The organism is Crocosphaera sp. Alani8 (assembly GCF_038442745.1).
Lineage (GTDB): Bacteria > Cyanobacteriota > Cyanobacteriia > Cyanobacteriales > Microcystaceae > Crocosphaera.
Window position 1 is genome coordinate 1 of the sequence record NZ_JARVCN010000032.1, and the last position, 14856, is coordinate 14856.

General features: G+C 39.4%; 10 protein-coding genes and 1 pseudogene. 2 read left to right on the forward strand and 9 right to left on the reverse strand.

Going from position 1 to position 14856, the window contains the following annotated elements:
• Positions 1 to 327: pseudogene (locus P9B04_RS02515) on the forward strand (hypothetical protein); the annotation flags it as partial.
• 6 nt (positions 328 to 333) lie between these two features.
• Entirely contained in the window at positions 334 to 1809 is a 1476-nt protein-coding gene (locus P9B04_RS02520) for a hypothetical protein (protein ID WP_342053423.1), read from the forward strand.
• A 29-nt stretch (positions 1810 to 1838) separates the two neighbouring features.
• Here the strand turns inward: P9B04_RS02520 and P9B04_RS02525 are convergent, their stop codons facing one another.
• The 9 genes from P9B04_RS02525 to P9B04_RS02565 form a co-directional block, all read right to left on the reverse strand.
• Entirely contained in the window at positions 1839 to 4367 is a 2529-nt protein-coding gene (locus tag P9B04_RS02525) for an ATP-binding response regulator (protein ID WP_342053424.1), read from the reverse strand.
• 377 nt (positions 4368 to 4744) lie between these two features.
• On the reverse strand, positions 4745 to 5755 hold the full coding sequence (locus P9B04_RS02530; RefSeq protein ID WP_342053425.1) for a 30S ribosomal protein S1: 1011 nt from the start codon (positions 5753 to 5755) through the stop codon (positions 4745 to 4747).
• 565 nt (positions 5756 to 6320) lie between these two features.
• Positions 6321 to 8132, reverse strand: coding sequence for a group II intron reverse transcriptase/maturase (gene ltrA / locus P9B04_RS02535; protein ID WP_342053426.1), 1812 nt, complete (start codon positions 8130 to 8132; stop codon positions 6321 to 6323).
• Positions 8133 to 8998: 866 nt separating this feature from the next.
• Entirely contained in the window at positions 8999 to 10171 is a 1173-nt protein-coding gene (corA, locus tag P9B04_RS02540) for a magnesium/cobalt transporter CorA (protein ID WP_342053427.1), read from the reverse strand.
• A 13-nt stretch (positions 10172 to 10184) separates the two neighbouring features.
• Positions 10185 to 10697, reverse strand: a complete 513-nt coding sequence (locus P9B04_RS02545; protein ID WP_342053428.1) for a GNAT family N-acetyltransferase — start codon at positions 10695 to 10697, stop codon at positions 10185 to 10187.
• 10 nt (positions 10698 to 10707) lie between these two features.
• Positions 10708 to 11415 (reverse strand): NYN domain-containing protein, encoded by a 708-nt coding sequence (locus P9B04_RS02550; RefSeq protein ID WP_342053429.1) that lies wholly within the window; start codon positions 11413 to 11415, stop codon positions 10708 to 10710.
• Positions 11416 to 11566: 151 nt separating this feature from the next.
• Complete coding sequence (locus P9B04_RS02555; RefSeq protein WP_342053430.1) at positions 11567 to 11989, reverse strand: tellurite resistance TerB family protein; 423 nt, start codon at positions 11987 to 11989, stop codon at positions 11567 to 11569.
• Between the two features lie 67 nt (positions 11990 to 12056).
• Positions 12057 to 13415 carry a 16S rRNA (cytosine(967)-C(5))-methyltransferase gene (locus tag P9B04_RS02560; RefSeq protein WP_342053431.1) on the reverse strand — a complete coding sequence of 453 codons (1359 nt, stop codon included), beginning with the start codon at positions 13413 to 13415 and terminating at the stop codon, positions 12057 to 12059.
• Between the two features lie 68 nt (positions 13416 to 13483).
• Positions 13484 to 14856: putative bifunctional diguanylate cyclase/phosphodiesterase (locus P9B04_RS02565; RefSeq protein ID WP_342053432.1), on the reverse strand; the 1373-nt coding region annotated here is incomplete at its 5' end.

A 14856-nucleotide genomic window follows, 5' to 3' on the forward strand; every position in this document is an offset into this window, starting at 1 on the left:
GGCTCTTTTCGTCATCTGGTAAGGCTTTCAGGTATTCGTGTCCCCACGCCAGCAAATCGGGGTTGTTTGGGTGGGTCTGAGCGAGAATTACCGAAAAGTGTTGAGGTTGTCATGAATGGCACAGTCCAAAGTGATGTAGTTTTTTCCTTTAAAGGCACCACAACAGAGATGGGAACTATTGTGGTTCAACCAACAAAAGGAAGCGGGGAAAAAAGATGTCTAGTTATCAGTCGAGGACTAGGAATTATGAGAACAGGAGTTTACGAACCAGACCCATTGGAGGATTCTATAAGTGGTGAAAATTGCAAAAAATTAACAGAAAGTTAGAGAAAAATGATGTTTAAAATCTACTTAAAACTCTTACAAAAATATAGATTTTCCAGGGGTTGGAGTCTAGCTGAATTGATGATGGCAGCGGCCATGACTTTAGTGATTGTCATGACGGCAGGATTCGGTTTAGTAATGATTTTACGGGAAAACAAAGTTGCTAATGCTACTGGAGAAATGCAATACGATCTCAATAGAGCCACTGAGTTTATTACTGAGGAAATTCGTCGTGCTAAAACCATTGAAACGAATGTTAACGACATTATGAATAATGCTCCAACCTTTGCTGCAAAACATCCCGACAAAACTCCGATTCTTGCCCTAAAAATTGACGGCATCTACGAACGAGTGATTTATTATGTGGATGAAGTTGATAATAATTCTGTTTGGTCTGGACCTGGGGCCATTAGACGTTTTGGTCCAGGACACTACGGTGATGGGGGTCATGTTGATCCAGATGATCCAGATAATTTAGATAAGAATAAGGGAAGAAAACCCCATAAGTGGCAGAGTCTGGCTCTTGTGGATATGATGGCATTAGAATTAGACGATGAGCAAAAAATATGTCCCGACTTACGCCCCGATCCCAGCAGAGAGGGTGAATACACCGATGCTGAAGGGAAAAGATGGTACCGTTTTCCTCGAGCAACAGCCGATGTTCAAGGATTTTTTAGTTGTGTGCGAGAGGATAAACAACTAGCGCAAATTAATCTTGTCGGTACTACCCTAGACGAATTTGAGCATCTGGGTTATGACCAAGAGGGTGTTAGAGAGCAAAAAACCCGTCATTCTCATAAGATGGAATACAATATTGTCACTATAGCTCATGCCCGTTCAGAAGTGGTTGGCAGTAGTGGTGAGGGGGTACCTAGTTATCGGGTTAATCCTCGCATTTTCTACGACGAAAGCGGGAATGGAACCCTTGATGTACTCTATGTCAATGTCCCCTGTTACGACGGTACTACCAGTACCAGCGTTTCCACCTCTATTTATACTAGCGAGTCAGATTTTTTTGGGACAGTTGAGGGAGAAGGTCGAGGTTCTACCCATTCCTTTAATAAGGGTGTTACAGCTAATCCTCGTGTTATGGATACACGAACAGGAGGATGCACCACGACAAACCGTCAGACTCAAATTAATGTTGGTGATATACGTAGGATTAAGTATGCCACTAATGACACTGGCTCTCATACGAAGCTTAATGATATAATTCCGCAAGCTCCAGATAACCTCGGTCAGCTACACAATTTTGAAAATATTGTCGATGAGTTGGAGAGTAGAGGTTTAGTTAGAGAAGCTAGGGATGGTACTTACAACTTTGTTTTGCCGGATAATATCGTCCTCTATTTCGTAGAATTCGATGTAGATGAAACCCCTTTAAGTTCTGACTCAGTAACAGGTGAATTGATGGTTGAGTCAGAGTCAAAAAAGGATTCTCCCTATTTTGATGATATGGTTTTCCTAATGGAAGTAACTAGATAAAGTTCCTCATAACTGGGAACTAGGAAATCCTAACAGTGAACTGAACTCCCATTGTGGTGAGTCCTGGCAATAGAAATAACTTGCCATAGTTGGGAGATTTGTTGGTGACTATCAGAGATTAAACAAGGAAATACGGACAACCCCTCTATGGTGTTGGCTGCTTGTGCGGTGGCAACGTCTAGGATAACTAGAGGTAATGTTGCAAGTTCTGGATTTTGAGATAGCGATCGCAGATAGTCGATAGAATTTTCTAAAAATTGCCCATCCAAGACAATTACATCAATGTCCCAAACGCTCACTAGTAGAGACGCTTGGTCGAGATCGTCAGCTTCTAGAATACGATGATTGAACTGAGATAATTGACCGGTTACATTCCCTTCTAATCTTGCTCTGAGAGGAATGCTGTGCTTATTTACATCAGAAGAGTTAGGAATTAAGCTGAGAATCGTTAGGGAAAGATTTTCCACTTTACTATGAGCTTCTAAGGGTTCTAAACACTGTTCCAGGGTGGATAAATCTGTGGGAACATTAATAAATCCATCCGCACGACCATGTTTCCCTAACAATTGATCACCTTGAGTTTGTGTCACAAAGACCCGGATGTGTTGGGTTTGGGGGTCAGATTTGAGCAAGGTCAAAACATCCCACCCTGATAGTAAGGGGAGCAAAGGATTCAAAAAAATAGCATAAGGTCTTAATTGCCTGGCTTTTTCCACTGCTTCGGTTCCGGTTCGAGCAACCATGACACGATATCCCAATTGTGTTAACTTTTCCATTAAAGCTTCAATGGATTGGGGAATAGCTTCAACAATAAGAATTAAAGGATTTGATCCGTGAGAATAGGGAGATCCCTGTTCTTTATGGGGAGAAATGGGCAATAATAGGGTAAAATTACTCCCGTGGCCAGCTTTGGAGACAAAAGAAATATCTCCCCCGTGCGCTCTTGCTAGGCGTTGGGTCAGGACTAATCCCAAACCTGTTCCCTCAAATTGCCGTGTTAAGGGATTTTCTAATTGTTGGAATTTTTGAAAGATTAGATGTTGAGATTCTTCGGGAATACCAATTCCTGTATCCCAGACGGTAAAGCAGAGCCAATCTTCCCACTGATTGACTTTTAAGCCAAATTTTCCTTCTGTTTGAGTAAATTTTCTGGCATTGTCTAGCAGATGAACCAACATTTGATGCAATCGCCACTCATCTGCTAATAAATGGTCTAATTTAGGTTCAATCTCTAAACTAAAATCTAAAGGCTTGTCGGTTTTACTTTGACATTTCTCGGTTATGGAATGATAAGCACGTTGGCAAATTTCTCTAATATCAACGCAACTAAAAGACAATTTTAATTGTCCTGTTTCTAAACGGGTTAAGTCTAGTAGATCATTTACTAAGGTCATTAGTTGACGACCACTGCGGTAGATTAACTGGGAGTAATGAACCTGACGGGGGTTGAGATCGCCAATTTTTTCTTCTTGTAGAAGACTCGATAAACCTACTACTGCGGTTAAAGGTGATTTCAGTTCGTGACTGATACAAGCCAAAAATTCATCTTTCATACGATTGACTTGTACTAAGTCAGCGTTTTTGGCGGCTAATTCTTGACACAGTTGTTGTTGTTGTGTGACATCGGTGGCCAAAAAAATAAAAATCCCATTGGGTAGTTTATCGTTCGTTAATGGACATTTGATAAATTGCCAAACTTTTTCGGAGGGGGGTGAAAGTTCCCTATCAACCTTATCTACCACAAAATTCCCGGAAGTCTCTTCCGTATCTTGGTCAACTAGAGGTAACAGAAGTCTTTGAGGGGCAGCTTTTGACTTTAACCACTGTTTACAATTAGCACCAGTAACAGAAGTTAAAGCTATTTTCTGACAATAGTCATCGGTGTTATGAAAAACTACCTCTTGTTGTGATCTATCCCTGGTTTCTTGAGGTAAGGGACAAGCTGTTGCGTTATCTGGAGGAGCAGATTCTCCTATTTGCTCTCGCCAAGTTCTATTTTGCTGAATAATCTCTCCCTGATGATTCTGTAACATCACTGGTAGGGGGAGTTCTTCTAAGAATTCTTCAATGAGATTTTTAAGTGTTCCTAAGTCTTGCTGAGAATAAGAGTTGCTGGCTAAAACTGTTTGCAGAATTTTCCAACTATCCAATAATCCCAAAAATTCCCCACGTTCGTCCACCAGTCCATAGTTGGGTTGTTTGGTTCCTTCTAGGTTCGCCTTGAGGAGATAAACCAAGTCAGATACTTTAAGATCGGATGGAATTAGGGTTAAAGGACTCATGCAAGTTTCCCAGTCCCAATTATCCACGGAATTAGTGGAATGGTCCCACATCGTCATGTCTTCTGGGGCGAGAGAAGACATAACCAGAGGCTCTTTGAGTAAGCTCAACAGGAAATCACTACTAAAAATAATCCCTAGAGGAATTCTTTGAGGATTAACGACTACTACGCTATGGTTGCCCTGTTGAGCGGATTGAAAGAGAGATCTGAGTTTTTCGTAAGTAATAGGAGGGCTACAAACAGGAACTGAGTAGAGAAATTGTTTGAGGGTAAGCATTGAAGCTATGGGAGGAATGGTTTGGCAAGGGGCTAGGATATACAGAAGTGATCAATGTTTTGTTGTATGTGGCTACTAGTCTAGACTTTAAGTGTTTAAGCTTAGTTTTCTTTATTTGTTGTCGGTGACGGTTTCAAGATAAGCACGATGTCCCCCCTTCATTTTAATCAATATGTCCTAACTTTTACTTTATAAAGCCTGATCCCTTACAATTAATTACATTTCTCACTATAGGTTTATATATTTCTGTATTCTGAAACAATTTTGTCTGAGACGAAGACTCTTACCCCTTTTTCTCTCAAATGACGAGATCGTAACTTTCTGACAACCCCACCGCAGTTAGGTTGTAGTTTACTTACGACTCGTCATATACTTATCTATTCTTCTGTTGTAGCTGCAGTGGCAGCTAGTTGCTCTTGAGGCTCATCTGTGTCAGAAGCGGAAGGAATTTCCTCTAGGTTTTCCTCGGTTGGTGATTCTTTACCCTCTGCTTCAGCCAAAAGTTTCTGACGGTATTTCTCGGCCATTTCTTCTGCTTTCTCGAAGACTAAATCCCGATTCTTCAACATATCACCAGCTTCTGGCTCTAGTTGTTTTGTGGACAGGGAAATCCGTCCTCTTTCAGCATCTAGGTCGATTATCATCACTTTTAATTCATCGTTTACCCCGAATACACTGTGGGGGGTATCGATGTGATCGTGAGATATTTCTGAAATGTGTAGCAATCCACTCACTCCGCCGATGTCGATAAATGCGCCGTAAGGTTTGATTCCTCTCACGGAACCAATGACTACTTGACCCACTTCTAAGCCGTTCATCTTCCGTTCTACTAAAGCACGGCGATGGCTGAGAACCAGACGGTTGCGTTCTTCGTCTACTTCTAAAAATTTTAAGGGTAATTCCTCCCCGACTAAGTCTTCTTTGGCTTCGCGGGTACTAATATGAGATCCAGGAATAAAGCCCCGTAACCCTTCAATTCGCACCAAGGCACCGCCTCGGTTGGTAGCAAAGACGTTGGACCGCACGGTGGCATCTTCTGCCTGTAGTTGACGAACTCTCTCCCAAGCCCGCATATACTCGATACGACGAATGGATAGGGTTAATTGCCCATCTTCGTTCTCGTCGGTGAGGATGAAAAATTCTCTTGTTTCGTTGGACTGGAGAACTTCCTCTGGATCATCCACTCTGTTAATTGACATTTCCTGGATGGGAATGTAGGCAGCGGTTTTTGCTCCAATGTCAATTAATGCGCCTCTTGGTTCCATACTGAAAACAGTCCCTGGAACAATGTCTCCGGGACTAAAGTGATAGTCGTATTTATCGAGCAGGGCTGCGAAGTCGTCGTGCGTGAAACCTATGTCTTTTGTTGTTGTTTTCTGAGTTACCATGTACTTTTGTTTTCCTATATCTGAATCTCCAATGGTTGGCGGTGCCTCCTGTTAATGTACAGTTGCTGATTTCAGGGAACCAGAGACAAAAAGCCTTTCCCTTAGCAAGTGAACTGCAATGAAGATTATCCTTGTAACCTAGGGTAACAAGGACTTTTCAACCGAGATTGAGTGTAATTTTTTCAATCGGTATGGGAATACAGATTGCTTATTATATCACCCTTAAATTATAGTTCATTATTGTTAGTATTGCGGTATGGTTACTATGAATTTTTAATAACTAGTTTAAGAAAAGAGTTGGACATAAGCCGGATTCTGTTCAATGGAGAGTTATCTATCTAGGATTTTTGTTACCAAAAATCTCGTGCGGTACACCTAAAACGGGACTGGAAAAAGACCAACCTTTGTCCCTCCGACCTTGCTCCCAACCGGGGTTTACCGAGCCAGCACCTCACGGTACTGCTGGTGCGCTCTTAATTAAACTAAGCAATTTTGTTACCAAAACTACTCGTCTTCAAAACCGGACATGAAAGTTTTCCCTTCATCCGGCTCCTCAACTAATTGGTCATTTGTCATTGATACTGCTAGGAATTATCAACATATCATCCACCCATTGATAGGGGAATTGGTTGATGAATTTGGCCTGTTTAGTAAGCCTAGCTATTTGCTGGCTACCGTCTGTTTTTGTTTTCTCCTGGTGACATTGTTTATGTAATAGTTGTAAGTTGTTTTTTCTCCTTTCTCCCCCTTTTGATATGGGTTTGATGTGGTCAACTTCCATGATGTCTCCTGGGAGAAAATTAAGTCCGCAGTGTGTGCATTTGCCCTTCTGATATTTGAGCAGTTGCGTTTTTGTTTTACCTAACCCTGGAATTCTCCCCATTCTGGTACTCCAATAAATGAAGTTGCCATCGTAGGGACTGGCGTTTCCTTTGACCTTTGTATGTCTTGTGATGTTGATTCTGCTGTGTCTGTGTAGGAGATAGTATCCGTCTTCGTAGATTTTGCAGAATGTCCATCTGTTTTGTCCTATGGTGTGCCAGTATTTGTTTTTAACCCATCCCTTACTCTTTTTGGAGTGCCTGTGGACACTCCATTGCCATAGCTTTTTGAAAAGTAGGCAATCTAGTAAATTGAAGGCTTTTTGACTTACCCCTGTTCTGTAGTATTGTCCCCACCCGTCAATGATAGGATTGAGGTTTTTAATAACTACTTCTTGGGGTGTTGCCTTTAACCTATCTATGGTTTGGGCTAATTTTTTGTAGTGGGCTAGGATTTTTTCCCTCTGAGGTCTGATGCTGGAGACATAACCTTTTTGGGTTTTTCCCGATTTATATTTGCTGACCTTGTATTGTCTAACATTGAAACCCAGGAAGTTAAATCCAGGTTTTTTACCATCATGATGGTTTAATGTGTGGACAATTTGGGTCTTTTCGGGTTTGATTTGGAGTCCCATGCCTTCTAGCCACTCTTGGATGATTTCTTGACATTTGTGAATGATGTCAATATTTTTGTGTAAAACGACGAAATCATCTGCGTATCTAACTAAGGTTAAGGATGAACGTCTATCTTTCTTGCCGATTGCTCCGAACTTTTTGGTGAGTTCTTTTGGAGGATTATCGGCAAGTTCTTTAATAGCCATTTCTATCCCGTGTAAGGCTATGTTAGCTAGTAAAGGTGATATTGTCCCTCCTTGGGGGGTTCCTTCATTAGTAGGAAATAGGTTCTTCCCATCTAATACACCAGCTTTTAACCAAGCTCGAATCTGTCTTCGTAAGGTGGGGGAAGTATTTAGTTTGTCCAGCAGTTTTTTGTGGTTGATGCGGTCAAAGCATTGTTGGATATCTCCATCTAATGCGTATTTTGGCATTTTATTGATGGATACCCAAATTGCTTCTATGGCATCGTGGCAGGAACGTCCTGGTCTGAATCCATAGCTATTAGGCTCAAATTTAGCTTCCCATTCGGGTTCTAGAGCCATTTTTGTTAGGGTTTGTAATGCTCGGTCATGAATTGTAGGTATTCCTGATGGACGTTTTTCTGTTTTCCCAGGTTTAGGAATCCAGATTCGGCGTAAAGGTTGAGCTTTGGAACCGATTTTTAAACGTCCTACCAGTTTGTAACGTGCTATTGGGGATAGAGTTTTAACTCCGTCCACTCCTGCCATTCTTTTTCCTTGGTTTAGTTGTGTTACCCGTTTGACTGCGAGACATTTTGCTGACCATGAGTTAATCAGTAGTTTTTGTAGTCTGCGGACTACTTTAGTGTTGTCTTGTTTAGCAGCTTTGTAAATGCGCTTTTGCAGCTTAAAGACGCTTCTTTCTAGCTTTCGCCAGTTGATTTCGTCCCATTTATACATCGGTTTTGCCGTGTTCATAACTTATTTACTGCTACTAGAGCCTTTACATTCCAATTAATCGTAGGTCTGTGGGCGTATCTTAGAAATTACTCTAAGCATTTGCTTCTGACCTAATCTTGCCTTCCTGTTTCCTGGTATTTCCAGATTTTGCGTCTTGGTTGACTACTCTTGTAGAGAGAAATCAAGAAGGTTACTTCGTTCCTTATAACCATTGGTTTGAACTTTTAGGATGACCCTTCGCTGCCGGAGAATTATCTGGTGCATGATTCCTATGTGTGGGATAGGAACCAGATTGGAGTGTATGGAAACCGTATCCAAACCGGTTTCCCCATTCTCATTTACCTTTTGGTGTGGCGTTTCAGCCGTTTCGCCACTTTGCAATGATAACGACAGTCATAGTCTTCGCTTTGCTATCCATGAGTTCTTGCTCAGTAGGGTTTCCAATTTTCGGCTATCGGATACTACCTTTTAACCTCGCTTTACGGATTGAAGACCATTCTCTACCGTAGAGGTTATGCTTTTACCTCATACACCCGAGGAGATAGACTTGAAGTTTCTAGGATACTTCTTCTCACTATCATGGTTATAAAGTTATCAAGGTTCATTTTACCTTGCGGTTAATCCCCCAAACCCTTATCAGGTCTGGTTTCTAACCAACGAATCGCACCCGACACCTTTGCAACCTTACCTTTTTCAGTTCTTCAGTTCCCAGTGATTAACTGTTTACTGCTTTTTTTCAAAAGGCGGTATTTTTCTGTGGCACTATCCTCACGCTCACGCGCACTGGGAGTTATCCAGCAAGTCTGGTCTTTTGGGAGTCCGGACTTTCCTCGGATTAGTTTAAATTAACTATCCGCAACTCTCACGCCAACTCTTTTCTTGTCCTATTCTAAATCTTTTTTTGACATCGGTATCTTTGAGGGTGAAAAGGGTTCAAACCAACCTCTACGCCAAAAGAATAAGATTAATCCTCCTGCGATCGCTCCCATGAAGCTTAAGCAAATAAAGTAGCTCCAACGGCCACTCAATTCTGGCATATATTGAAAGTTCATTCCATAAACCCCGGCAATAAAAGTTAGGGGAATAAAAATAGTAGAAACAACGGTTAAAACTTGCATAACCTCGTTCATTTTATTACTCATAGATGATAGATAAACATCCATTAAAGAAGAGGCTAATTCTCGGTAAGTTTCAACAATATCTAAGATTTGAATAACGTGGTCGTAACAGTCTCGAAAATAGATTTGTGCATCGGCACTAATGAGAGAACTTTCTCCTCTCACTAACATATTGGTGACATTTCTTAAGGGCCGAATAGCACGACGTAAGGCTAATAATTCCCGACGAATTACGTAAATTTCTTTTAATTGATCGGTATGGGGGGCAATAGCTAATTCGTATTCTATATCTTCGATTCGATCGCCGTAGTCTTCGAGAACGGGGAAATAACCATCAATAATAGAATCTAATAACAAATACATTAAATAATCTGCTTTTTGTTGCCTTACTTTCCCTTGATTGGCTCTAATTCTTTCTCTAACAAGATCAAAACAATCTTCTATTTCTTCTTCTTGAAAAGTGAGTAAATATCGATTTCCCAGTACAAAACTAACTTGTTCGCTTTCAAATCCTTCTTCGTTTGCTTTAGGGAGAACCATCTGAGCAATTAACACTAATTGTTCGTTATAGTCTTCCAGTTTAGGTCGTTGAGGAACGTTGACAACGTCTTCTAATAGTAAAGGGTGAAGTTTAAAAATATCTCCTATTTGTTTCAGAACTCTCTCGCTTCCTAATCCTTGAACGTCCATCCAGGAAATGGTATTTGTTCCTAAGTAGGGGGTTAAAGCATTAGGAGTAACGTCTGCTTTTCTAATAGCGTGAGCTTCATCGTAATCGATTAAAACAATACGAGAAGGTTTAGCATCTGGTTCTATATTTAATTTTCCTGGTTCGCTACCAGGTTCATCGAAAAAGTAATCAAAATAATCAGAATCCTCTTCTTTTTCTAACTCTTTTGGATTCAGTATTTGAGGTTTGCTGATGGGTAATTTTGTCATAGTTTTTTTTGTCTTATATTTTACTCTTTCTATAATCTAAATGTAGCCCCATAATGATCAAATCTCTTTCAATGTTATCTAATTGCGCTACTTTTGGCAAGTATCCCCACTGTTGAAAGTGATATTTTTTGAACAGATTTAAACTTGGTTGATTATGAGCAAAAATAAATCCAAGTAAATTAATTAATCCTAGTTTTGGGGTTTCTTCTATTACATATCCTAAGAGTTTTTTCCCGATTCCTTGTCTTCGGCATTTCTCAGCAATATATAAACTAACTTCTGCTGTACTTTTATACGCGGGACGACCATAAAAATGCTGTAAACTAATCCAAGCAACTACTTGATAGTTATTTTCCATAACCCAAATAGGATAATGGTCGGTATCCCTTTCTTGGAACCATTTCAAACGACTTTCTACTGTTATTTTTTGTAAATCTCCTGTGGCAATGCGACTAGGAATACTATCATTATAGATGTTGACAATTTTGCCCAAATCTTCTAATTGTGCTAGTCTTATTTGTTGCATATTATTATTCCTATTTGAGTTTTATCATTATATGAGCTTGATTTTTTTTTGTTGTAAAAATGTCCACTGACTGTACTAGCTCACTCAGTTTTTTATAACCATAATTTCTAGAATCAAATGAAGGGGATAGTTTTGTTAGTTGTGATCCCACGGGTCCAAGATGAACCCACTCTTCTTCATTAGCGACGGATTCGTAGGCACTTTTTAACAAGTCTAGTAATTGTTTGTTGGTTGTTACTTTTTGGTTACGAGAGGGTTGCTGGTAAGCTAAGATATCAGTGTAGATAAACTTATTACAGGCAACAACAAATGCTTCTGGTGTTTTGACTTTTTCTCCAAATCCATAAACAATTAGTCCTGATTCCCTAATTCGAGAAGCTAAACGGGTAAAGTCACTATCACTAGAGACAATACAAAAGCCATCAAAATTATCTGTATAGAGTAAATCCATTGCATCAATAATTAAAGCACTGTCAGTAGCATTTTTTCCTGTTGTATATCGAAATTGTTGGATTGGTTGTAGTGCCAATTTATTCAGTTTACTTTTCCAACTATTTAATTGACTGTTTGTCCAGTCACCATAGATTCTTTTTACGTTGGCAGTTCCGTATTTAGCAACTTCTTTTAGTAAAGGTTCAATAATATTCGCACTGACATTTTCAGCATCGATTAAAACCGCTAAACGTATATTTTTGGAGCTATCCTCTAAAGTTTTCATGTTAACAGATTAGCAATGTTTTACCTATTATTTTAAGAACTATTGGTCAAGATAAACAGAATCTAAAGCTATGATAATATAGACGGTTTTGAACTTAACCTAGTTGATTTTTTTAGAAGATTACTATTCTAATTGTGTTTTTTTTTGAGGATTAATTTTTTTGATAAATTGCTTTTTTATAAACTTTCTGAATAGTTTTAATAATCTTATTAAAAGTCGATCTTGGAGAATCTTGGCCCGGATCGAGTAGTTGTAATTTAGTCAAGAGTTGTGCTTCTTGCATTTGAACATCCCCGTCACTATAAATTAAAGCACTCAAGGTTTCTAATAATTCTTGATAGTCTTTAATGCTAGGATTAGCTCCTAAATATTCTTCTAACCATTGATAACATAAATGGGGTTGAACCGGTTTTAATTCTGATAAAAGATACTTAAGATCCTGATCTTCGGACAAACCATGATGCTCTGCTACTTGTTTTAAATATTCCCTTTCTTCTGTCTGAATAATGCCATCGATCCAAGCTGCACTAATGAGAATTTTTAGCAGTTGCTTATTTTTATTCTGCTCATTCATTATTAATCACCGAAGTATTTTTTTCTGTCTTTATGATGAATTATATTGAACATAAATATGCATTCTATCAACCTTTCTTTAACTTCACCATAAAAAAACCATCGCTATGATGTTCATGAGGAAGTATTTGTATCCATTTTGATGATGTCACAAAGGAGGAAAAAATCGAATTGGCATTAGGGGGTTCGATGTACCAATGAGAATGAGTTGTTAGAAAAGTTTCGATGATTTCTTGGTTTTCTGAGGGGTTGAGGGTACAAGTGGCGTAAACTAGGGTTCCTTCGGGTTTAACCCAGTGGGATGCTTGACTCAATATCTCTAATTGTAAGAAGGTTAATTCTTTGATATTTTCAGAAGTCTTTCTCCAACGGATGTCTGGATGTCGATGTAGGGTTCCCAAACCGGAACAGGGAACATCGACTAAGACGCGATCCCCTTTGTTAATGAACTGTTGCAGATATCTGCTGTCTCCTGCAACGGTTTGAATGGAGTTTAATTGTAGACGTTGAGCGTTTTCTTGAACTTTTTTGAGACGGGAAAGGGTGCGATCGCAAGCAAAAATAGTGCCTTGATCTTGCATCAATTCGGCAATATGGGTGGTTTTTCCCCCTGGAGCGGCACAAGCATCGATAATTGTCTCTCCAGGTTGAGGATCGAGGAAATAACCCACCAGTTGTGCGCTGGTGTCTTGTACTGTCCAATAACCTTGACTAAACCCTGGTAATGTGGATATGGCTCCTATTTTCCCTTGTAGTCTCAATCCGTAGGGAAAGGATGACAAAGGGGTGACGTTAACCCCTGCTTCGGTGAGTTTGGTTTGTATGCTTTGTAGGGTGGTTTTCAGAGGGTTGACACGAATGTCAATGGTGGGGGCTTGATTGAACCAATGACACAATTTTTCGGTGGTTGCTTCTCCCCATTGTTTGACCCAAGTTTCAATAATCCAATCGGGAAAGCTGTATTGAATGGCGAGTTTTTTGAGGGGATGGTTGGGTAAAATTAAAGGGTCATTGTTATTGGTATTACTACGAATGTATTGCCGTAAAATGCCGTTAACGACCCCTGAGAGCCGTTGTAATTTATTTTCCTTGGCTAAGTCCACGCTGGTATTAACGGCAGCAGAAGGGGGAATATGGTCGAGGTACCGAAGTTGATAGAGTCCGATGTGCAGGATACGTCTTAGGTTTGGGGGTTGTTGTTGTGCTTTTTTTTTGCCTAGTTGATCGATGAGGGTGTCTAAGGTACGTTGGTGACGAACGATCCCATAAACTAATTCTGTACATAAACTGCGATCTTTAGGATTAAGATTCGTTTGATTTAAAGCTCTATTTAAAGCAGTATCGGTATAACTATTTTTGCGATCGATTTGTTGTAATATTTCTAAGGTCAGTTGACGAGGGTTAATCTGTTTTTTACTATGCTGCATATATCAGGTGAGTTGGATGGTGCGGAGTTATAGTTTTTGATATTTGTTTTCCCATCCCTATCTAAACTCTACACCCTGAACTGATGAGGACTACTGAATTGTTGAGAAACCCAACGGGTTGCTTCTTCCCCTGTCATGGGTTTAGCAAAGAAAAAGCCTTGTCCTAATTCGCAATTGAATCCTTGTAATTGATTAAATTGTTCTCTGGTTTCAATACCTTCTGCTACTACATTCATCCGTAAAGTATGGGCTAAATTAATAATCATCGGTACAATTGCTTTGTCAGTAACTCCTAGTTTACTGATGAAAGAACGGTCAATTTTTAAGGTATCTATGGGGAATTCGTGTAAACGACTTAGGGAAGAATATCCAGTGCCAAAGTCATCGATACATAGGCCTAATCCTAATTGTTTCAATTGTTTAACTCTTCGGGTTTGTTTATGAACAGTGTCTAATAGACAACTTTCGGTAATTTCTAGTTTCAACTGTGTCCCTTGAATCCCTGTAGTTTCTAATAGTTGATTTAGTCGTTTATCCCATTGTTCTTGTTTTAATTGTTGTGCAGAAACGTTAATGTTGATCACTAATTTACTGGCTTTTGAGCTTAAGTTTTGCCAAGTTTGTAATTGATAGCAAGCTTGTTCTAATACCCACCAACCAATATAGTTAATTAAGTCGCTTTCTTCTGCAATAGGAATAAATTGTGTGGGAGAAATTTCTCCTTTGAGGGGATGTTGCCATCTTAATAGTGCCTCAAATCCACTTAAATATCCGGTGTTTAACTCAATAATCGGCTGATAACATAAAGAAAGTTGCTTATTTTTTATTGCTTGGCTCAGATCAGTTTCTAGTTGAAGTCTGGTTAAGGCATTGGCTTTTATTTGAGGATTAAATACAGCATAATTTTCCTTTTGTTCTGCTTTCGCTTGATACATTGCTAACTGAGCATCTTGTATTAGTATTTCTGGTTTTTGATCTTTGCTTGTACTAAAATTAATGCCAATATAACCTCTAGCAACTACCTGATTATTTTCTACTTCAAAGGGAATACGAATAATGTTTAAAATTCGTTTAGCAATTAAAATTATTTCTCGCACTGACTGATTTTTAACTAAGAGAATAAACTCATCTTCCCCTAATCTTGCCAAGGTATCTTCTGCTCTAATTTTATTCTTTAATCTTCTTGTAATTTGTGTGATAAAGTTTACGTCTTGACGAATATTAAAACTTTCGTTTAGTAAGTGAAGGTTATCTAAATGGATTACAATAATCCCTAGGGAATTGTCAGGAGATTCTACAAATTCTGATAATGTGGTTTCTAGATGTCCATAAAACCACTGACGATTTGGTAATTTAGTAATGGGATCTTTGAGATTGAATCCAGATAATTGGAAGCTTCTCAAAAAGTCTGGGGGGACTCGCCGAAAGTTAGGGGACAAAG

What these genes read in the sequence shown, in the direction of transcription:
- P9B04_RS02555 (WP_342053430.1), bottom strand. Translation starts at nt 11,989, where the DNA reads ATGAATGAGCAGAATAAAAATAAGCAACTGCTAAAAATTCTCATTAGT.
- P9B04_RS02550 (WP_342053429.1), bottom strand. Translation starts at nt 11,415, where the DNA reads ATGAAAACTTTAGAGGATAGCTCCAAAAATATACGTTTAGCGGTTTTA.
- ltrA (WP_342053426.1), bottom strand. Translation starts at nt 8,132, where the DNA reads ATGAACACGGCAAAACCGATGTATAAATGGGACGAAATCAACTGGCGA.
- P9B04_RS02525 (WP_342053424.1), bottom strand. Translation starts at nt 4,367, where the DNA reads ATGCTTACCCTCAAACAATTTCTCTACTCAGTTCCTGTTTGTAGCCCT.
- P9B04_RS02530 (WP_342053425.1), bottom strand. Translation starts at nt 5,755, where the DNA reads ATGGTAACTCAGAAAACAACAACAAAAGACATAGGTTTCACGCACGAC.
- P9B04_RS02520 (WP_342053423.1), top strand. Translation starts at nt 334, where the DNA reads ATGATGTTTAAAATCTACTTAAAACTCTTACAAAAATATAGATTTTCC.
- P9B04_RS02545 (WP_342053428.1), bottom strand. Translation starts at nt 10,697, where the DNA reads ATGCAACAAATAAGACTAGCACAATTAGAAGATTTGGGCAAAATTGTC.
- corA (WP_342053427.1), bottom strand. Translation starts at nt 10,171, where the DNA reads ATGACAAAATTACCCATCAGCAAACCTCAAATACTGAATCCAAAAGAG.
- P9B04_RS02560 (WP_342053431.1), bottom strand. Translation starts at nt 13,415, where the DNA reads ATGCAGCATAGTAAAAAACAGATTAACCCTCGTCAACTGACCTTAGAA.